Genomic DNA, 20,261 nt, shown 5'->3' on the forward strand with positions numbered 1-20,261 from the left:
CAAATACTGGTCCCCCGTCAACCGCGTCGACAACGCATACGGAGACCGAAACCTCGTCTGCACATGCCCTCCAATGGACGCATACAAAGACGCAGCAGAGTAAGCTCAGTACAAGAACAGACGAAACCCCCGCTCAAAAGGCGGGGGTTTTTCTATTTGGCGGCTTCTTTCTGTTGAGCTGTGGCCAGCAGCGCAGCCAGTTCCGGGCGGCAGGATCCGCAATTGGTTCCGGCTTGCAGCGCTTCACCTATGGCTTCGACCGAGATCAACCCTCGGGTCTCGATTGCTGTCAGGATCGTGTTCACGCCGACATCAAAGCAGGAACACAGAATTGGCCCGGGGTCCGGCATGTCTGCCGGGGCGCGGCCGGACAGCAGGCTCAGATTGGGCGCTTGCGGTAACGTCGCCAGGTAATCGCGCATCACCGCAACTGGTTGGGCTGAGACAAAGAGGGCGGCAACCAGTCGCCCGTTTTGGTGGCAGGCCAGACGGGTCACGCCTCGGGCCGGGTCCTCGACCGCGGTGATTTCAGCGTCGGGCAACCCGAACAGATCGCGGGCTGCGGCGTGCCAGTCTTCAACGGGATTCAGCCCGGCCAGTTCGGCGCGATAGCCGGATTTCGTTGGGCTTTGGGCCCAGTAGTCGCAGCTTGGGTTCATCTCACGGTCAGAAACCGCGAACCCGTACCATGCAGCGTTGAACCGGGTGACATTCACAGCCGACGCCTTGCTTTCGGGCTGGCCCGAGACCGGGTCGGTCGCCGCCGCCACCACCGCGTCGATGCGGGCCGAGGGCGCGGTTTCTCCGGTCCAGTGGATCGGGGCAAAGACCTGACCCTGGGTGACATCCCTCGTGATCCGCGCCCGCAGGATGGCTTTGCCGTGTGGACTCGTCACCGCGACCAAATCGGCGGCAGAAATCCTTTGCGACCGGGCGTCGTCCGGGTGTATGTCCAGAAATGGCTCGGGCAGATGGGCTGACAGGCGGGGCGATAGTCCGCTGCGGGTCATCGTGTGCCATTGATCGCGCAGCCGACCGGTGTTCAGCCAGAACGGATAGCGGGGGCCGGTTTTGGCCGCAGGAGCGCGCCATTTGACCGGCAACAGCCGGGCCTTGCCATCAGGGTGAAAGAACTGCCCATCCGCGAAGAACCGCCCACCTTGTCGCGAGGCGGTCACGGGCCAGCGCGTCGGTTCCAGCGCGTCGTAATCTGCGGCGTTCAGATCGGCGAGGCCCGAGATGTCGAAATCCTTGCCCAACCGCGCCGCCACGCCGGACAGCGCCGCATGTTCGCGGAAAATCTCGCCGGGGCTTTGGTAGTCAAAGGCCGAGGCCCAGCCCATCCGCCGCCCAACCTCGCACAGGATATCCCAGTCGGCGCGGGCTTGTCCGGGGGCGGGCAGGGCTGAACGCTGGCGGCTGATGGTGCGGTCGGAATTGGTGACGGTGCCGTCTTTCTCGGCCCAGGCCGAGGCGGGCAGCAGCACATCGGCCAGCCGCGCGGTATCGGTGCGGGCGGTGATGTCCGAGACCACGGTGAACGGGCAGGCGGCGATGGCGTCGCGCACGGCATCTGCCTCGGGCATCGAGACCGCCGGGTTGGTGTGGATCACCCACAGCGCCTTGATCCGCCCGTCGCCCACGGCGCGGAACATATCAACCGCTTTCAGACCGGGGGTTTCGGGCATCCTCGGCGCCGACCAGAAATCGCGCACGGCGGCGCGGTGGTCGGCGTTTTCGATATCCAGATGAGAGGCGAGCATATTGGCCAGCCCACCGACCTCGCGCCCGCCCATGGCGTTGGGCTGACCCGTGACCGACAGAGGCCCGCAGCCCGGTTTGCCGATGCGTCCGGTGGCCAGATGGCAGTTGAGGATCGCGTTGACCTTGTCACTGCCCGAGGTCGATTGGTTCACGCCCTGGCTGAAGATGGTCACCACCTTCTGCGTGCCAGTCCACAACTGGCAGAACCGGTCGATATCCTCCGGGTCCAGCCCGGTGACCGAGACATCCTCGGCCAGTGCCCTGTCCAGTGCTTCGGGAATGCCGGTGGTGTGGGTCAGGAAATCCACATCCACCAGCCCGCGCGCGTCAATCTGGGCTAACAGGTGGTTGAACAGTGCCACGTCGCTGCCCGCTGCCAGAGGCAGATGCAGGTCTGCGCTGTCGCAGGAGGCGGTGCGGCGCGGATCGATCACCACGATCTTGGTGCCGCGCGCCTGCCGTGCCGCAATCAGGCGCTGATACAGAACCGGATGGCACCAGGCCAGATTGGACCCGACCAGAACCACCAGATCGGCCTCGTCCAGATCCTCATAAGTTCCCGGCACAGTGTCCGTACCAAAAGCACGTTTGTGTCCCGCCACAGTCGAGGCCATACACAGCCGCGAATTCGTGTCGATATTGGCTGAACCGACGAAGCCTTTCATCAGCTTGTTGGCGACATAATAATCCTCGGTCAGCAACTGGCCCGAGACATAAAAGGCCACCGAGTCCGGCCCGTGTTCGGCGATGGTCTCACGAAACCGGTCGGCGACCAGTTGCAGCGCATCATCCCAACCGGTTTCGACGCCCGAGACGCGCGGGGCCAGCAGGCGGTGCGACAGACCGATGGTTTCGGCCAGCGCGGAACCCTTTGAACAGAGCCGCCCGAGGTTGGCCGGGTGGTCCGGGTCGCCGGTGACCGTCAGGCCTCCGGCGCCATCCGGCTGCAGCAGAACACCGCAGCCGACCCCGCAATAGGGGCAGGTCGAGCGCGTGGCGCAGGCACTCAGATCCTTCACGCGGCGCTCCTTTGCCCCAGCGAGGTACTGTCGAGCAGGATGCGGTCGCCGTCCAACTGCACCGGGTAGGTGGCGATCTGCCCCTCGTCCGCGCCCTGCGCCTGACCCGAATTCAGGTCGAACACCCAATTGTGCAGCGGGCAAGTGACGGATTGACCGTGCACGATGCCTTCGGACAGCGGCCCGCCCTTGTGGGGGCAGCGGTCCGAGGCAGCAAAGACCTCATCCCTCGCCGTGCGGAACAGGGCGATGCAGCCGACTGGCGTTTTCACAACCCGCGCGCCGCGCAGGGGAATGTCGTCGATATGCCCGATGTCGATCCAGCTCATTCTGCGGCCTCCAGTGTCAGATCGGCCAGTGGCGCAAAGCGCGGGGCCTCTTTGGCCTGCTCGGCCCATGGGTCTTTGCGATAGATGGATTGGCTGAGTTCAAAGCGTTCAACCAGCGCGCGACGGTTGTCGAGGTCGTCGACTACGGTTTCCTTGATCCAGTCGAGGCCAACCTTCGCCATCCATTTATACAGACGGTCCAGATACTTGCCGCCCTCGCGATAGGCCTGGGTGACGGCCATGACGACCTCAATCGCTTCGTCCTCGGTCGGCACCTGCACCAGCAGCTCGGTTTCCTTCACGTCCATGCCCGCCGCGCCGCCGATGCTGATCTGGAACCCTGAGTCCACACAGACCACACCGATATCCTTGCAGGTCGCCTCGGCGCAGTTGCGCGGGCAGCCCGAGACTGCCAGCTTCAGCTTGTGCGGCGTCCACGAGCCCCACAGGATTTTCTCAAGCTTCACACCCAGCCCGGTGCTGTCCTGCGTGCCGAACCGGCAGTGATCGGTGCCGACACAGGTTTTCACCGTGCGCAGACCCTTGGAATAGGCGTGGCCCGAGACCAGTCCGGCCTTGTTCAGATCAGACCAGATATAGGGCAGGTCGGGCCCCTTCACGCCCAGCAGGTCGATGCGCTGGCCGCCGGTGACCTTGACCGTGGGCACGCCGTATTTCTCGGCCGCATCGGCAATGGCGCGCAGTTCGGCAGGGTTGGTGATGCCGCCCCACATGCGGGGTACGACGCTGAACGTGCCGTCCTTTTGGATGTTGGCGTGCTTGCGTTCGTTGACGAAACGGCTTTGCGGGTCGTCCTGATATTCCACCGGCCAATCGGCCAGCAAGTAGTAGTTCACTGCAGGGCGGCAGACATGGCAGCCGTTGAGGGTTTTCCAGCCCAGCTCCTGCCAGACGGCCTCCTGACTTTTCAGCTCTTGCGATTTGATCAGGCGGCGGACGTCTTCGTGGGTCAGGTCACAGCAGCCGCAGATGGGCTGCGCGGCGGGCATCTGGAAATCGTCGCCCAGCGTGACCTGAAGCAACTGTTCCACCAGCCCGGTGCAGGTTCCGCAGGACGCGCTGGCCTTGGTGGTCGCGCGGATGGCGCCCAGATCGGTTGCACCACCATCGATGGCGGTGGTGATGTCGGATTTGCAAACGCCGTTGCAGCCACAGATTTCCGCCTCAGGCGGCAATGCTGCAACGGCTGAGAGAGGGTCCGCAGAATCGCCCCCCTGATAGGCCGGGCCGAAGATCAGCGTTTCGCGCATCTCGGATACGTCCTCGCCATCGCGGATCAGACCGAAGAACCAGTTGCTGTCACCGGTGTCGCCATACATCACCGCACCAACCAGCTTGTCACCTTCCAGCACCAGTCGTTTGTAGACGCCGCGCGCCGGATCGCGGAAGACGATGTCTTCGCGGGTCTCACACTCGGCAAAGTCACCGGCGCTGAACAGGTCGCAGCCGGTGACCTTCAGCTTGGTGGACAGCGAGCGTTGCTTGAACGCGGCGTCCTCGCCCAGCAGGGTCTGCGCCAGCACTTTGGCTTGGTCGTAAAGCGGCGCGACAAGGCCGAAGACCGCGCCCTGATGTTCGACACATTCGCCAACGGCAAAGATATCGGCGTCCGAGGTGATCATCTGATCGTCCACATGGATGCCTCGGCCCACGGCCAGACCGGTTTCTTGCGCCAGAGCGGTGTTGGGGCGGATGCCCACGGCCATCACCAGCAGGTCACAGGGTATTTCCGTGCCGTCCTCCAGCAGCAGCGCCCGGGCCTTGCCGTTCTTGCCAACGATCTCGGTCGATTTGGCGTTCAGCAGAATGGTGATGCCTTTTTCTTCCAGCGATTTCTTCAGCAGGTAACCTGCGGCGGGGTCCAGCTGACGCTCCATCAGGTGGCCCATGATATGCACCACGGTCACGTCGGCTCCGCGCGCGGCCACGCCTGCGGCGGCCTCGAGCCCCAGCAAGCCGCCGCCGATCACGACGACCTTGTTGCCCGCGCCCATGCCCATCATCTGCTCGGTATCTTCCAGATCGCGATAGGCGATCACACCGTCCAGATCATGCCCCGGCATCGGGATCATGAAGGGGTTCGAACCGGTGCCGAAGATCAGCTTGTCGTACGGAACATGACCGTTCTCGCCTTCGACCACTTTCAACTCGCGGTCGATTTTGACCACTTTCTCACCGAACCGACAGGTGATCCCACGCTCGGCATACCAGGCGTCGTCATGGGTGACGATTTCTTCATAGGTCTGATCGCCTGCCAGTACCGGGCTGAGCATGATGCGATTGTAGTTCCCGCGCGGCTCGGCGTTGAACAAGGTGATGTCGAATGCATCGGGGGCAGCGTCGGTCAGGTGTTCCAGCACCCGGCCCGAGGCCATGCCGGCTCCGATGACTACCAATTTCTGTTTCATGTCATTCACTCCGCGGCAATGGCTTTGGGGGAAGGGGTTTTCGGCTTGGGCTTTGCGCCGTGCTCGTATTCCTCGAGGAAATCCAACACCTCTTGCCGGTATTCGTAGTAATCGGGATGGGCCAGCAGCGCCTTGCGGGTGCGCGGGCGCGGCAGGTCGACATTGGTGATCTTGCCGATGGTGGCCTGCGGGCCGTTGGTCATCATCACCACGCGGTCGGCCAGCAGGATCGCCTCGTCGACGTCATGAGTGACGCAGATGGTGGTGACCTTGGTGCGCGACCAGACTTCCATAAGCACTTCCTGCAGCTCCCACCGCGTCAGGCTGTCGAGCATCCCGAAGGGTTCATCCAGCAGCAGTAGTTTCGGAGACAGGGCAAAGGCACGGGCGATGCCCACACGCTGACGCATCCCGTTCGACAGCTCGGCGGCGGATTTGTCCATCGCATCGGCCAGACCGACCCGCTCCAGATAGTATTCGACCACATCCTGCCGTTCAGCCTGGCTGGCGCGCGGATAGACGCGGTCGACACCGACCGAGACATTTTCCTTGGCGGTCAGCCACGGAAACAGCGAGGGCGATTGGAACACCACGGCGCGTTCGGGGTCGGCGCCTTCGACATGGCGGCCATCCAGCTTGATCGCGCCTTTCGAGATTTCGTTCAGACCGGCGGCCATGGTCAGCACCGTGGACTTGCCGCAGCCCGAGTGGCCGATCAGCGAGATGAACTCACCCCGGTTGAGCTTGAGGTTGAAGTCCTCGACCACGGTCAGCGGGCCCTTTGGCGTGGGGTAGACCTTGTGCAATTGGCTGAAATCCAGATAGCGTTCGTCGATCAGGCCGGTCTGCGCCTCTTTCACCGCCGCAGGCACACCGTGGATCGGGGTCACGTCCGGCAGGGTCTTGGTGCCTTCGACCTTGGCCTCGATGCCCACATCCATCAGGTATTTGGTGACCTCGCCGCGCAGGGCCTTGAACGCTTCGTCATGGTTCATGGCCGAGCGGTCGCGGGGGCGGGGGATCGAAACTTTGAATTCGGTCCCTAAGCTGCCATCGGGGTTCAGCGGAATGATGCGGTCGGCCAGCAGGATCGCCTCATCCACGTCATTGGTGATCAGGACACAGGTCTTGCGGTTCTCTTCCCAGATCTTTTCGATCTCTTCCGCCAGATTGCCGCGGGTCAGTGCATCCAGCGCCGACAGGGGTTCGTCCAGCAGCAGAACCTCGGGGTCCATCGCCAGCGCGCGGGCCACGTTCACGCGTTGCCGCATCCCGCCCGACAGTTCGGCGGGGCGGCGGGCGGCGGCGTGGCTGAGACCGACCATGCGGATATAGTGGGCGACCTTTTCCTCTTTTTCGGCCTTTGGCATCTTGGGGAAAACCGCATCCACGGCCAGCCGCACATTGCCCGTCACCGTCAGCCACGGCATCAGCGAGTAGTTCTGGAAGATCACCCCCCGTTCCGGCGCGGGGCCGGTGATCGGGGCGTCGCGAAAAGAGACGCTGCCCTTGGTCGGGAACTCGATCCCCGCCATCAGGTTGATCAGCGTGGTCTTGCCGGTGCCGGAAAAGCCCAGCAGAACCACGAACTCGCCTTCTTCAACCGAGAGGTCGATGTCTTTCAGCACATCCGTCGCAGCGGTACCGGTGCCGAAGGATTTGCTGACATTGTTGAATTCCATCACAGCCATGTCGGTCACCGGTTGTTCGAGAAGGTGAACAGCGACTGCAGCGCATACATCACGCGATCCAGCAGGAAGCCGATGATGCCGATGGTGAAGACAGCCACCATAATCTTGGCGAGTGAGCTGGAGGAACCGTTCTGGAACTCATCCCAGACAAACTTGCCCAGACCGGGGTTCTGCGCCAGCATCTCGGCCGCGATCAGAACCATCCAGCCGACACCAAGCGATAGGCGCAGACCGGTGAAGATCAGCGGCAGGGCCGAGGGCAGCACCAGCTTGGTGATCTTGGTGTAGGTGTTCATTTTCAGAACTTTGGAGACGTTCACCAGATCCTTGTCGATCGAGGCCACACCCAGCGAGGTGTTGATCAGCGTCGGCCACAGCGAACACAGCGTCACGGTGATGGCCGAGATCAGGAACGACTTGGCGAACCAGCCGTCATTGGTGACGTAAACGGCTGAGACGATCATCGTCACAATCGGCAGCCAGGCCAGCGGTGAAACCGGTTTGAAAATCTGGATCAGCGGGTTCAGCGCTGCATTTGCGGTGGGCGACAGGCCTGCCGCGATGCCCAGCGGAACGGCCACGATTGTGGCGATCAGAAAGCCGAAGAACACCGTTTTGATCGAGGTCCAGATCTGGTTGTAATAGCTCGGCGCGCCGGTATAGGCGACCTCTTTGACCTTTTCGGGCTGGCCTGCGTCGATGAACTTCTGGTTCCGCTTTTCGACCATCGCCTCGAACTTGGCCTTCTTTGCGGCCTTGGCTTGTGCGTCCTGATGCAGGCTGACGGCTTCGGACCAGACCTGAGCCGGTCCGGGGACAGCGCCCAGCGAGGTCTGCACCTTGGGCGCCAGCGTGCCCCACAGCAGCAGAAAGGCGCAGATCGCCAGCAGCGGCACGGCCAGCAGACGCCAGATTTCACCCATCTGGGCATGGGGGTTGTCGCCCGCGGCGGCGCGCAGAACAGGGGTGATCCAGGACAGGCCCAGAACCTGAAACCATTTGTCGGCGGCGTTGATCCGGGTGAACAGGCGGGCGCGACGCGCCTCGCGTTCAGCATCCGTGGATAGCGTATCGTGGTCGATGGCGGTCATTGCGGTCTCCTGGCCCGGATCGGTGTCCGGGCGGGGTGGAATTCTGTTGATGTGGAAGACCCCGGCCAAACAGGCCGGGGCGCAGGCCTTAGCCCTGAACTTCGGTGCCGACGACGACCTGCTCGCCTTTCAGGCCAATCGGCAGGCTTTGCAGGTAGGCGTTGGGCTGGCGGGCGTCATAGGGAATGCCGTCGATGATATCCTCGGCAGGCGTCGGGGCTTTGTAACCGTCGCTGTCCCAGGGGAAGTCGGCCTCATTCGCCAGACCTTCGTCCACCAGCATGCGGGCGGCGTCCAGATAGATATCGGGGCGATAGACCGACTTGGCGACCTCGTCATACCACGCATCCGTTTGCGGCTCGGCGATCTGACCCCAGCGGCGCATCTGAGTCAGGTACCAGATGGCGTCGGAATAGAAGGGGTAGGTCGCGTTGTAGCGGAAGAACACGTTGAAATCGGGCACCTCGCGCTTGTCGCCCTTTTCATATTCGAACGTGCCCGTCATCGAGTTCGCGATCACGTCGTAATCGGCCCCCACATATTCCGGCTGGCTCAGCATCTCGACCGCGGCGGGGCGGTTGGCATTGTCATTCTCGTCCAGCCAGATCGCGGCCCGGATTAAGGCCTTGGTGACGGCGCGGGCGGTGTTGGGGTATTCTTCGGCAAACTCGGCGGTGATGCCGAAGACTTTCTCGGGGTTGTTCTTCCACAGCTCATAGTCAGTGATGACTGGCACGCCGATGCCCTTGAACACGGCCTGCTGGTTCCACGGCTCGCCGACGCAGTAGCCGTAGATCGTGCCGGCTTCCAGCGTCGCAGGCATCTGCGGCGGCGGGGTCACCGACAGAAACACATCCGCGCCGATCTGGCCGGTCACGTCTTCGGGGCTGTAGTAACCCGGGTTCAGACCACCAGCGGCCAGCCAGTAGCGCAGCTCGTAATTGTGGGTCGAGACCGGGAAGACCATGCCCATGTTGAACGGCTTGCCTTCGGATTTGTACTTCTCGACCACCGGGGCCAGGGCTTCGGCTGAAATCGGGTGTTGCGGGCGGCCGTCCTCCATCACCGGGATGTTCGGCTTCATCTCTTCCCAGATCGCGTTCGACACGGTGATGCCGTTGCCGTTCAGGTCCATCGAGAAGGGAGTGACGATATGCGCCTCGGTGCCGTAACCGATGGTCGCGGCCAGTGGCTGACCGGCCAGCATATGCGCGCCGTCCAGCTGGCCGTCAATCACGCCGTCCAGCAGAACCTTCCAGTTGGCCTGCGCTTCCAGCGTCACGAACAATCCTTCGTCTAGGAAATAGCCGTTCTCATAAGCCACGGCCAGCGGTGCCATGTCGGTCAGTTTGATAAAGCCGAAGGTCAGTTCGTCTTTTTCCAGGTCCAGCGTCTCGGCCAAAGCCGGGCTGATCAGGGCGGTGGTGGCGACAAGGCCTGCGAGGAGACGCGTCATCTGGGTCTGTCCCTTTCTTGGTCCCGGCATATCCGGGTGTGAAAAACAAAAAGCCGCTGCACGCTCTGACCGGGAGGAGGTGGCCAGAGTGTGAGCGGCTTTGCTCGGTCATTCCCAAACTTTGGGAGGAATTCGAAAGGCACACGCCATTGCGTGCCGATAGAGGCATCGTGAGAAATGGCGCAGGTCTGATCAAGGGGTTTTGCTGCGATGCGGCATAGATTGCTGCATTTGCACCGCACGCCGCAGGCCGATGCCTGTTTTTTAGGCGTCAGAAATCCTGAGGGTCAAAAATGCGCCCGTCCAGAAACGCGTCCCGCTGCAGCGACAGTTGCCCGTTCTGCGAGGCGACGGGTGTGGTGCTGCGAATCGCGCCTTCCAGTTTTTCCGACGCGCCGGGCAGGTCAGCCCCAATCCCGGCCATCTGATCGCGGTAGATATCGCTTCGGAACACGCCGCCCGCCTGCGCCAGTGCCAGATGCGGGTCCAGACCGTACCGCGCGGCCAGACGATGCCCGATCCATTTGGCCTGACTGCGCCAGGGGAAGTTTGCGGCGCCGTCGTGGAATTCGACAAACCCCGACACCTCGCGCTGTTCTGCATGGCCGGTGATGGTGAACCGCCCCGACAGCGCCCGGTCGATCAGTTCCGAAGGCAGGTTCAGGTAAGTATCGCGTGCGAGCATTTCGGCGGCGGCCGTGTGGCTTCCGGGCTGGCCCAGCCAGCGCCCGGCGCGCCAGACGGCCCGCATCAGCTTGCCCAGCAGATGCGGTTCGGTCTCGGCCCATTCGGTGCGCACGGCCAGCACCTTTTCCGGCGCAAAGGCCCAGATCGCCTGACCGGGCAGCAACAACGCCCCCGCCTGCGCCTCCACCGCGACCGAGCCCCAGGGCTCGCCCACGCAGAACGCGTCCACGTCCCCTTCGGCCAGCGCCTGCGCCATCAGGGGCGGTGGAATGGTGCGGACCTCGACCCCTGACAGGTCTGTGGCCTCAAGCCAGCAATGCAGCAGTTCCACATGCAGCGAGAACGGGAAGGGTACGCCAAAGACCAAAGGCCGATCCGCAACCGAGGCCAGCGCAGCGGCGGCTTTGAACGGGTCTTGGAAGTCGAAATCATAGCCTGTTTCGCGCAGGCGGGTTTCCAAAGCACGGCTGACGCCGATGACGTCGCCGTTCACCGACAGAACCGAGACGGCAGAGAGCGGCTGTGTGACGCCGCCCAGACCCAGCGCCATCGCGACGGGCACGGGGGATAACAAATGCGCCGCATCCACCCGGCCAAAGGCCAGCATGTCCCGAACGGATGACCATGAGGGCGCGGCAATCAGCTCCAACTCAACGCCTTCAGCGCGGGCTAAGCCCATCTCATGCGCCACGATCAACGGGGCGGCATCGACCAAAGGCACATAGGCAACAGGAATTTTGACCGCGTTCATGACAACAACCCCGAGGCCGTCACCAGCGCCTCGGCCACGTCGGCGACACGGCGGCCCTGATCCATGGCGGCCTTGCGCAACAGGGCATAGGCCTCTTCTTCCTCGATCCCGTGGGCCTTCATCAGCAGGCCCTTGGCGCGGTCGATCACCTTGCGTTCCTCCAGCGCGCGTTTGGTCTCGGCCAGTTCGCGGCGCATCTGGCGGACGATCTGAAAGCGGGCAATGGCGGCATCCAGCACCGGTTTCAGCCGGTCGGGTTGCATTCCGTCCACCACATAGGCCGACAGCCCGGCCTCGATCGCGGTCGAGGCCAGATCCCCTGCGGCGCCCGACACGAACATCGCAACGGGCCGTTCCAACGGGCCAGAGGCCAGCGTCAGTTCCTCAAGCATGTCGCGGGTGGGATTGTCGATATCGATCAGCACCACATCCGGCACCAGCGCCGCGATCTTGCGCGCCAGGCTCGAGACATTGCCGATCACATGCACATCATAAGACCCGGACGCCTTGAGCGCATCGACGATGGCAATCGCGCGTTCGCGGTCTTCTTCCACCACTACTATGGTCAGCGTGTCTGGCATGGCCTCTTTTCACCGGCGTGTTGCCTGTTCACAAGAGATCGGGCGCGATTCTGTCCGCGTCCCGTCTGCACTGCCTAAAAAACAGTCAAATGCTTCGGGCGCGGCATTGGGGAGTCATCACTTTGCCGCCTATCGGAAACTTGTGACCGCAAGCGGCACAAATGAAGTTGTCGTTTTTTTATTTCAAAGCGTCTTTTTTGCTTGCTGCGTCGCGGCGGGCTTTCTAGGTGTTGAGGTGGGACACCCCTCCCCAACGAGGGGCGTGTATCTGGAAGGGTAATACACATGACTATCGAACAACCGGTCACGCGGCCGGCAAATCCGCGTTTTTCCTCGGGCCCCTGCGCCAAACCCCCCACATTTGATCTGAGCAAACTGGCCGACGCAGCACTTGGCCGGTCGCACCGTGCCGCTGTCGGCAAGGACAAGCTGAAGGCGGCCATCGAAGGCACGCGAGAGGTGCTGGGCATTCCGGCGGACTACAGGATCGGCATCGTTCCCGCCTCGGACACCGGCGCGGTCGAGATGGCGCTGTGGTCGCTGCTGGGCGAACGCAAGGTCGAGATGCTGGCTTGGGAAAGCTTTGGCGCGGGCTGGGTCACCGATGTGGTCAAGCAGTTGAAGATCGATGCCGAGGTGAAGACGGCGGATTACGGGCAGATCGTCGATCTGGCCTCGGTCGATTTCGCCAATGACGTTGTGTTTACGTGGAACGGGACGACCTCGGGCGTACGGGTTCCGAATGGCGACTGGATCGCCGATGACCGTCAGGGTCTGACGATCTGCGATGCGACAAGCGCCGCCTTTGCGATGGACCTGCCTTGGGACAAGCTGGATGTGACCACGTTCAGCTGGCAGAAAGTGTTGGGCGGTGAGGCGGCGCACGGGATGCTGATCCTTTCCCCTCGCGCGGTGGAACGGCTGGAAAGCTACACCCCCGCATGGCCGCTGCCGAAGATTTTCCGCCTGACCAAAGGCGGCAAGCTGATCGAAGGTATCTTTACCGGGGCCACGATCAACACGCCCTCGATGCTGGCGGTCGAAGATTACCTGTTCGCGCTGGACTGGGCGCGCTCGGTCGGTGGGCTGCAAGGGCTGATCGCCCGTACCGACGCCAATGCCGGTGCTGTGCATGCGTTCTGTGACCAGAATGACTGGATCGCCAATCTGGCTGACGATGCGGCGACGCGGTCGAACACCTCGGTTTGCCTGAAATTCACCGATCCGCGTATTCAGGACGGCGCGAGTTTCGCCAAGGCCGTGGCCAAGCGGCTTGAGGCCGAAAACATCGCTCTGGACATCGGGGCCTATCGCGACGCGCCTGCGGGCCTGCGTATCTGGTGCGGCGGTACTGTGGAAACCTCGGATATCGCGGCGATGCTGCCGTGGCTGGCCTGGGCCTTCGAGGCCGAGATCGCGGCACAAACCGAAGCTGCCTGACATTTCACCGGGCCATCCAAGGCCCGGACTCTCCATACAATTCAAGGACCAGAGAATATGGCCCCCAAAGTACTCGTATCTGACAAGCTCAGCGAAACCGCCGTGCAGATCTTCCGGGATCGCGGCATCGATGTGGATTTCATGCCCGACCTGGGCAAGGACAAGGACAAGCTGGCCGAGGTGATCGGCCAATATGACGGCCTTGCCATTCGGTCCGCCACCAAGGTCACCCCAACCCTGCTGGAAAAAGCCGACAATCTGAAAGTCATCGGTCGCGCCGGGATCGGCACAGATAATGTCGACAAGGATGCCGCGTCCAAGAAGGGTGTGATCGTGATGAACACGCCCTTCGGCAACATGATCACCACCGCCGAGCACGCCATTGCGATGATGTTCGCCGTCGCCCGGCAAATCCCCGAGGCCAGCACCTCGACCCATGCGGGCAAGTGGGAAAAGTCCAAGTTCATGGGGATCGAACTGACCAACAAGACCCTCGGCGTGATCGGTGCCGGGAATATCGGCGGCATCGTCTGCGAACGCGCACTGGGCCTGAAAATGAAGGTCATCGCCTATGATCCCTATCTGGGCGAAGAGAAAGCCGCCAAGATGGGTGTCGAAAAGGTCGAGCTGGACGAGCTGTTGTCGCGCGCCGATTTCATCACCCTGCACGTGCCGCTGACCGATCAGACCCGTAACATCCTGAGCCGAGAAAACCTCGCCAAGACCAAGAAGGGCGTTCGTATCGTCAACTGTGCCCGTGGTGGTCTGGTCGATGAGGAAGCACTGTCCGAGGCGCTGCAATCCGGTCATGTGGCCGGAGCGGCCTTTGACGTGTTCAGCGAGGAACCGGCCAAGGAAAACGCCCTGTTCAACCTGCCCAACGTGGTCTGCACGCCCCACCTTGGCGCGGCCACGACCGAAGCGCAGGAGAATGTGGCGTTGCAGGTGGCCGAGCAGATCTCGAATTATCTGCTGACCGGGGCGGTGGAAAACGCGCTGAACATGCCCAGTGTGACGGCAGAAGAGGCCAAGGTCATGGGGCCGTGGATCAAGCTGGCCGGCCATCTGGGCAGCTTCATCGGTCAGATGACGGATGAACCGGTCAAGGCGATCAACATCCTCTATGATGGTGTAGCCGCTGAAATGAACCTCGCCGCGCTGAACTGCGCCGTGGTCGCGGGGATCATGAAAAAGTTCAACCCCGAGGTGAACATGGTCTCGGCCCCGGTTGTCGCGAAAGAGCGGGGGATCAAGATCTCGACCACCAATCAGGACAAGTCCGGTGTCTTTGATGGCTATATCAAGGTCACGGTTGTCACCGACAAGCGCGAACGCTCGATCGCGGGCACCGTGTTCAGCGACGGCAAGCCGCGTTTCATCCAGATCAAAGGCATCAATATCGACGCCGAGGTGGGCGCGCATATGCTTTACACCACGAACGAGGACGTTCCGGGTATCATCGGTGCGCTGGGTCAGACCATGGGTGAGAATGACGTGAACATCGCCAACTTTACCCTTGGCCGGTCCGAGGCGGGCGGTGAGGCCATCGCTCTGCTTTACGTCGACGAGCCGGTCCCGGCCGAAGCCCGCGCCAAGCTGGCGGAAACCGGGCTGTTCACCCAGATCAAGCCGCTGGAGTTCGACGTCGCCTGAGCGGTGTTGAAATTCTGAGACAATCCGTACCCGCGCCGCCCAAGGCGCGGGTATTTTCTTTCCCGGCGGCCTGAAACGCGTCACAAGCAGGGTATTCGTTTTGCCCGAGGATTTTCATGACCGCCCCCATCTACGCCATCGGCGACATTCATGGTCAGCTTGGCATGCTGGAACACGCGCTGCGCCTGATTGAACAGGATGGCGGGCCGGATGCGCGAATTGTGTTTCTGGGGGATTATGTGGATCGTGGCCCCGACAGCCGTGGTGTGTTGGACCTGCTGATCGAAGGGCAGCGCGCGGATCGAAACTGGATCATGGTCAAGGGCAATCACGACCGGATGATGGCCCGGTTCGTGCAGGATTGTGAGATTGCCGACAATCGCCTGCCGATCACGCTCAGCTGGCTGCACCCGCGTCTGGGCGGGCGGGAAACGCTGGGCTCATACGGGGTCGAGGTCGTCGATGAAGACCGCATCTTTCAGGTCAACGAACGCGCCTGCACCGCGGTGCCGCCTGCGCATATCGACTTCATCAATGCGCTGCCGTTGTATCATCAGGAAGGAGAGCTGCTGTTTGTTCACGCGGGCATTCGCCCCGGCATTCCGCTGGAACAACAGGCCGAGGATGATCTGGTCTGGATCCGTCACGAGTTTCTGCGTGACCCCGGCCCGCATCCGTGGCTGGTGGTGCACGGGCACACGCCGGTGGACCGGGCCGAACACTGCGGCGTACGGATCAATCTGGACGCGGGCGCGGGCTATGGCCGCCCTCTGGCCACGGCTGTATTCGAAGGCCGCGACTGCTGGCTGCTGACCGAGGCCGGGCGCGTGCCGCTGACCCCTAACCCTTGGTGAACAGGTCCTTGTAATCCTCGCGCAGGACGTTTTTCTGCACTTTGCCCATGGTGTTGCGCGGCAGTTCGTCCAGCACGATCAGCTTGCGGGGATGTTTGAACCGCGCCAAAGCGTCTTGCACATTGGTCAGAATGGCCTCGGGGTCCGGGCTCTGTCCCGGCTCGGGCACCAGAATACCCACCGGGGTTTCGCCGAAATCAGGATGCGGCACACCGATCACCGCGCTTTCCAGCACACCGGGTTGGTCGTCCAGCAGCAGTTCGACCTCTTTGGGATAGATGTTGTAACCGCCCGAGATGATCAGGTCCTTGCCGCGGCCAACGATATGGACATAGCCGTCCTTGTCCACACGCCCCAGATCGCCGGTGATAAAGAACCCATCCTCGCGCAACTCAGCAGCGGTTTTCTCGGGCATCTGCCAGTAGCCTTGAAAGACGTTGGGACCGCGCACCTCGATCATGCCGATCTCGCCTTGGGGCAGGGTTTCGCCCGTGTCGGGATCGGTCACCTTCAGGTCCACATCCGGCAGTGGAAAGCCCACCGTGCCCGCGCGACGTTCGCCGTCATAGGGGTTCGAGGTGCTCATGTTGGTTTCGGTCATGCCATAACGTTCAAGGATGCGGTGGCCGGTGCGGGCCTGGAACCGTTCATGCGTCTCGGCCAGCAACGGGGCCGAGCCCGAAATGAACAGCCGCATATGTCGCGTCAGATCGTCGGTGAACCGGTCATCGTCCAGCAAGCGGGTGTAAAAGGTCGGCACCCCCATCATCGAGCTGGCCTGCGGCATCAGGCGCAGCATGTCCTCAAGATCAAATTTCGGCAGAAAGATCATCGACCCGCCCGAGGCCAGCACCACATTGGTCGCCACAAACAGCCCGTGGGTGTGAAAGATCGGCAGCGCGTGCAGCAGCACGTCATCGGCTGTGAACCGCCATTCCTGCACCAGCGTCTCGGCATTGGACAGCAGGTTGGCTTGCGTCAGCATCGCGCCCTTGGATCGCCCGGTGGTGCCCGAGGTATAGAGGAACGCGGCCAGGTCATCCTCGGTGCGGCGAACAGGCTCGAACGCGGGTAGCATACCCAGTGACCGCCGCATTAGGCTGCCGGATCCGTCGGCGTTCAGCGTCTCTAACCTTGCATTTTGGGCGGCGGCGATGGAAGCGAGCCCTTCGGCTTTCGCATCGTCGCAGACGACTAGCTTGGCGCTGCTGTTTTCGATGAAATACTGCAGTTCGGTAGCAGTGTAGCCCGTGTTCAGCGGCAGAAAGATCAAACCGGTCTGTGCACAGGCGGCATAAAGCGCCAGTGCCTCGGGGGATTTTTCGACCTGTACGGCCACCCGCTCGCCGGGCTCCAGCTCATATCCGGTCAGGGCGTTGGCGATCTGCGCGGCCAAATCCAGAAAGGCGGCATGGGTCAGGGTCTGTCCATCGGGCAGATGCAGGAACGGGGTATGCTTGCCCGCGTGAATGCCAAACAGCCGGTCATAAAGCGGGTTGCCCATAGTGCTATTCCTTTGCGCCTGCTCAATTCGGGGCTGAATCTGTCCCGGATTGGTTGGACGGTAAAGCGGAAAACGGGGTCGAGATCAGAATTCCGTGGTCATCCGGTACCCTGCGGTAAAGAGCGCCTGGTAAAGGTCACAAGTTCCCCCTGCGGTCACGAGAACTCGATGGCCAGTATGCCCTCGGCAATCTCGCGCCCGACGGTCTGCGCTTGGCCCGTTGCGGCCCTGCATCCTGCTGTAAACGCAACAAGGTCTCTGGTGAATTGGTCGGCTGTGCGATATGCGCAGAACAGCCTGCAGGAGACTGACCATGTTCGTAGCCACTCTGTTGACCAACCCAAACACGCCTAAGCTTGAGGAAGCTCTGGTCGAGACGCTCTGCAATGCCTGGGGCGGGTCGGAGCCGATCTGGCTGAGCGAGAATGAGGCGGCCGAGTTCAGGTTTCCGGCCTTGTCCGACAATCAAGAGGCGGTCTGGGCTGAACTGCAGCTGTTGGAGGTCGACCTGATCGTGCAACCCCTCGGCAAGCGGCGCAAGCTGATGCTGCTGGCCGATATGGACAGCACCATGATCCAGCAGGAATGCATCGACGAACTGGCCGACGAGGCCGGTGTCGGCGACCGGGTCAAAGAGATCACCGCAAGGGCGATGAACGGCGAGCTGGATTTCGATGGCGCGCTGATTGAACGGGTCGGCCTGATGAAAGGGCTGGACGAGTCGGTGATCGACAAGGTGCTGCAGGAACGTATCACGCTGATGCCGGGTGGAGCGGAGCTGGTTGCAACCATGCGCCTGAACGGTGGCTATACGGCCTTGGTTTCGGGCGGGTTCACGGCATTTGCCTCCAAGGTGGCCGAGCAGCTGGGATTTGACGAAAACCGTGCCAATGCGCTGCTGGTTGAGAACGGCAAACTGACCGGAGATGTTCAGCGCCCGATTCTGGGCAAGCAGGCCAAGGTGGACGCGTTGGAGCAGATCACAAAACGACTGGGCCTGTCTGCTGCCGACGTGCTGGCTGTGGGCGACGGTGCCAACGATCTGGGCATGTTGGGCAAGGCCGGAACCGGGGTGGCGCTACACGCCAAACCTTCGGTCGCGCAGCAATGCGACGTCAGGGTCAACTTCGGAGATCTGACGGCCTTGCTATACCTGCAAGGGTATTCCCGGAACGAGTTTCGCGAGCAAGAGTGACCAGTTCCTGAGAGTGCAGAATCCCTGAGCGGCGCCAGTTCCCTAGCGCCGTCTGGCCGAGTACTTTTCCTGCAATGCGCCCGCATCCCAATACCGCTCAAGCTCTTCTTCACTATAGCCAAGCCTGATTGCCAGATCGAAGACCGCATCCAGCAATTGCTGATCCACTGAATCAATGGTTGTCGGGAGAATCTTCTGCACCTTGTCGACCGGCGTTGACTTCACATCATAATCCGCCATCCCGGCAAAATCGGTCAAAAATGCGGATAGTTTTGGGTCGTCAGGATTATAGAGATCCTCGAACCGGTACAGACCGATGAATCCGTCACGTTCATGCTGTTCCAGGGCGAATTGATTGACTTCCAGCCAATTGAAAAGGTTTTTCTCAAAAGGCGAGAACTTTGCCGCGTTTTGCGCGACTTTCTTGAAATGCACGGTCGGGTCATCCGGGTGTATCACCGCGATTTTCTCTGTCCTTCGCCCACGCGGCACTCCGGGAACAAAGATACCGTGCGTGGCATGTGAAGTAGCGGTTTCAAATGGATTTCGTAGCAAATGCGCAAAGCCGAGTTCGTTTTTGAACCGCATTGCGAAATAGGGCAGCCACGCGTAGCAGGTCCAGCCGACGTCGATATAGGATGTGCCACTGGCCAGCATGTCTTCGATTTCAATCAGCTTGCGTTGAATGGGGACGTGCTTTCCCAATGCGCCGAAAAAACTTTTAGGGCGGCGGTAAACGTGGCGGGAGAAATAGTCGGGACCGAGGGGTTCATGCTCAACAACTGTTTCTGGTAGTGACGCCTGAAGGATGGACGCGATATTCTGCGTCGAGGTGCGGCCGGTGGAGAGAAGAAAACGGACGTTTGCCATCTTGGATCCTATGTTCACTACTGCGGCAAATCTGGCGGTCTGATTGTGGGAAAGCAACCGGTAAAGGTGGATCATCGGGCATCCGTGAAACGGCAATTCACCTGTGCCGGGTTTTCGTGAGGTCTGAAAACTGTGTGGGCAAAGGCGATGGGGTCTTTCCATTATTTAACAAAAATGTTAAACAGCGGTCATGACCACGCTTCTGACCGCATTCTCGGCCCTGTCCGACGCCACCCGATTCTCGATCGTCGAGCAATTGATGCAGGATGGCGAGCTGCCCGCCGGTGACCTGATCGACGGGCGCGGCATGTCCGGTGCCGCGATCTCGCGCCATCTGAAGGTGCTGCGTCAGGCCGGTCTGGTGCAGCAACGGGTGCAGGGCAGCCAGCGGATGTACTCCATCCAGCCCGAAGGGCTGCGGGCGATTGCCGAATGGGCCATCTCGAAACGGCAATTCTGGGAATCCAGCCTCGACCGTTTGAACGATTTGATTGAAAGGGAAAACTCATGGCCGACCTGAAACTGGAACGTGAGTTCCCCACCAGCCCGGATAACCTGTTTGCATGGATCAGTGATGGCGCGAAGCTGTTGCAGTGGTGGGGGCCGGAAGGAATGCATGTGCCCGAACATGATCTGGATTTCTCGCGCCTTGGGCCGTGGTATTCGGTCATGCAGAACGCCGAGGGCCAGCAATACAAGGTCTCGGGGCAGGTCACCCATGTCGATCCGCCCAACTCGGTGGGGTTCACATGGGGCTGGCATGACGATCAGGATCAGCGCGGTGCCGAAAGCCATGTAACGCTGACCGTCGAGGCGGCTGGCGAGGGCGCGCGCCTGATCCTGGATCACCGCGATCTGGGCGATGATGAGATTGCGGCCAACCACAATACCGGCTGGACCTCGTCGCTACGCAAATTGGAAGCTCAGTTTTAAGGATTTCATCAGGG

Annotated in this window: 16 protein-coding genes; 6 read left to right on the top strand and 10 right to left on the bottom strand. The window is 61.6% G+C overall.

Features of this window, described 5'->3' with window-relative positions:
• Positions 1–152: 152 nt before the first annotated feature.
• From ACR0NT_RS14040 to ACR0NT_RS14075, 8 genes are all read right to left on the bottom strand, one after another.
• On the bottom strand, positions 153–2,783 hold the full coding sequence (locus ACR0NT_RS14040) for a nitrate reductase (protein WP_170673001.1): 2,631 nt from the start codon (positions 2,781–2,783) through the stop codon (positions 153–155).
• On the bottom strand, positions 2,780–3,112 hold the full coding sequence (nirD, locus tag ACR0NT_RS14045; protein ID WP_170447202.1) for a nitrite reductase small subunit NirD: 333 nt from the start codon (positions 3,110–3,112) through the stop codon (positions 2,780–2,782). Before nirD ends, ACR0NT_RS14040 begins: the two co-directional genes overlap by 4 nt.
• Positions 3,109–5,541: a nitrite reductase large subunit NirB gene (gene nirB, locus ACR0NT_RS14050; RefSeq protein WP_170673004.1), complete on the bottom strand. Its 2,433-nt coding sequence runs from the start codon at positions 5,539–5,541 to the stop codon at positions 3,109–3,111. Before nirB ends, nirD begins: the two co-directional genes overlap by 4 nt.
• A gap of 5 nt (positions 5,542–5,546) precedes the next feature.
• Positions 5,547–7,232 (bottom strand): nitrate ABC transporter ATP-binding protein, encoded by a 1,686-nt coding sequence (locus ACR0NT_RS14055; protein ID WP_170447198.1) that lies wholly within the window; start codon positions 7,230–7,232, stop codon positions 5,547–5,549.
• A gap of 5 nt (positions 7,233–7,237) precedes the next feature.
• Positions 7,238–8,323, bottom strand: a complete 1,086-nt coding sequence (locus ACR0NT_RS14060; RefSeq protein WP_170447196.1) for an ABC transporter permease — start codon at positions 8,321–8,323, stop codon at positions 7,238–7,240.
• Positions 8,324–8,411: 88 nt separating this feature from the next.
• On the bottom strand, positions 8,412–9,779 hold the full coding sequence (locus ACR0NT_RS14065) for a CmpA/NrtA family ABC transporter substrate-binding protein (RefSeq protein WP_170673005.1): 1,368 nt from the start codon (positions 9,777–9,779) through the stop codon (positions 8,412–8,414).
• Between the two features lie 271 nt (positions 9,780–10,050).
• A complete protein-coding gene (locus ACR0NT_RS14070; RefSeq protein ID WP_170673008.1) occupies positions 10,051–11,217 on the bottom strand; it encodes an ABC transporter substrate-binding protein in 1,167 nt (388 codons plus the stop codon).
• Positions 11,214–11,798 (bottom strand): ANTAR domain-containing protein, encoded by a 585-nt coding sequence (locus tag ACR0NT_RS14075; protein WP_170673011.1) that lies wholly within the window; start codon positions 11,796–11,798, stop codon positions 11,214–11,216. Before ACR0NT_RS14075 ends, ACR0NT_RS14070 begins: the two co-directional genes overlap by 4 nt.
• A 285-nt stretch (positions 11,799–12,083) precedes the next feature.
• On the opposite strand from ACR0NT_RS14075, the gene ACR0NT_RS14080 reads away from it, so the two are divergent.
• The 3 genes from ACR0NT_RS14080 to ACR0NT_RS14090 all read left to right on the top strand — a co-directional run bounded on the left by ACR0NT_RS14080 (position 12,084) and on the right by ACR0NT_RS14090 (position 15,745).
• Positions 12,084–13,238, top strand: coding sequence for a phosphoserine transaminase (locus ACR0NT_RS14080; protein WP_170673013.1), 1,155 nt, complete (start codon positions 12,084–12,086; stop codon positions 13,236–13,238).
• Between the two features lie 57 nt (positions 13,239–13,295).
• Positions 13,296–14,891, top strand: coding sequence for a phosphoglycerate dehydrogenase (gene serA / locus ACR0NT_RS14085; RefSeq protein ID WP_170447188.1), 1,596 nt, complete (start codon positions 13,296–13,298; stop codon positions 14,889–14,891).
• Between the two features lie 116 nt (positions 14,892–15,007).
• Positions 15,008–15,745 (top strand): metallophosphoesterase family protein, encoded by a 738-nt coding sequence (locus ACR0NT_RS14090; RefSeq protein WP_170673015.1) that lies wholly within the window; start codon positions 15,008–15,010, stop codon positions 15,743–15,745.
• Here the strand turns inward: ACR0NT_RS14090 and ACR0NT_RS14095 are convergent.
• Positions 15,732–17,249: a malonate--CoA ligase gene (locus ACR0NT_RS14095; protein WP_170673017.1), complete on the bottom strand. Its 1,518-nt coding sequence runs from the start codon at positions 17,247–17,249 to the stop codon at positions 15,732–15,734. The genes ACR0NT_RS14090 and ACR0NT_RS14095 overlap by 14 nt on opposite strands.
• A gap of 313 nt (positions 17,250–17,562) precedes the next feature.
• Here ACR0NT_RS14095 and serB point away from each other — a divergent pair, with 313 nt between their 5' ends.
• Positions 17,563–18,444, top strand: coding sequence for a phosphoserine phosphatase SerB (gene serB / locus ACR0NT_RS14100; RefSeq protein ID WP_170673019.1), 882 nt, complete (start codon positions 17,563–17,565; stop codon positions 18,442–18,444).
• Between the two features lie 42 nt (positions 18,445–18,486).
• On the opposite strand, the gene ACR0NT_RS14105 is transcribed toward serB, so the two are convergent.
• The gene (locus ACR0NT_RS14105; RefSeq protein WP_170673021.1) at positions 18,487–19,314 is read right to left on the bottom strand and encodes a hypothetical protein; all 828 of its coding nucleotides are present in this window, start codon (positions 19,312–19,314) and stop codon (positions 18,487–18,489) included.
• 190 nt (positions 19,315–19,504) lie between these two features.
• Here ACR0NT_RS14105 and ACR0NT_RS14110 point away from each other — a divergent pair, with 190 nt between their 5' ends.
• Positions 19,505–19,834, top strand: coding sequence for a metalloregulator ArsR/SmtB family transcription factor (locus tag ACR0NT_RS14110; RefSeq protein WP_170673022.1), 330 nt, complete (start codon positions 19,505–19,507; stop codon positions 19,832–19,834).
• Complete coding sequence (locus ACR0NT_RS14115; protein ID WP_170673023.1) at positions 19,822–20,247, top strand: SRPBCC family protein; 426 nt, start codon at positions 19,822–19,824, stop codon at positions 20,245–20,247. Before ACR0NT_RS14110 ends, ACR0NT_RS14115 begins: the two co-directional genes overlap by 13 nt.
• The last annotated feature ends 14 nt before the right edge of the window (positions 20,248–20,261 follow it).

The sequence above is a fragment of the Ruegeria sp. AB10 genome, from assembly GCF_056542745.1.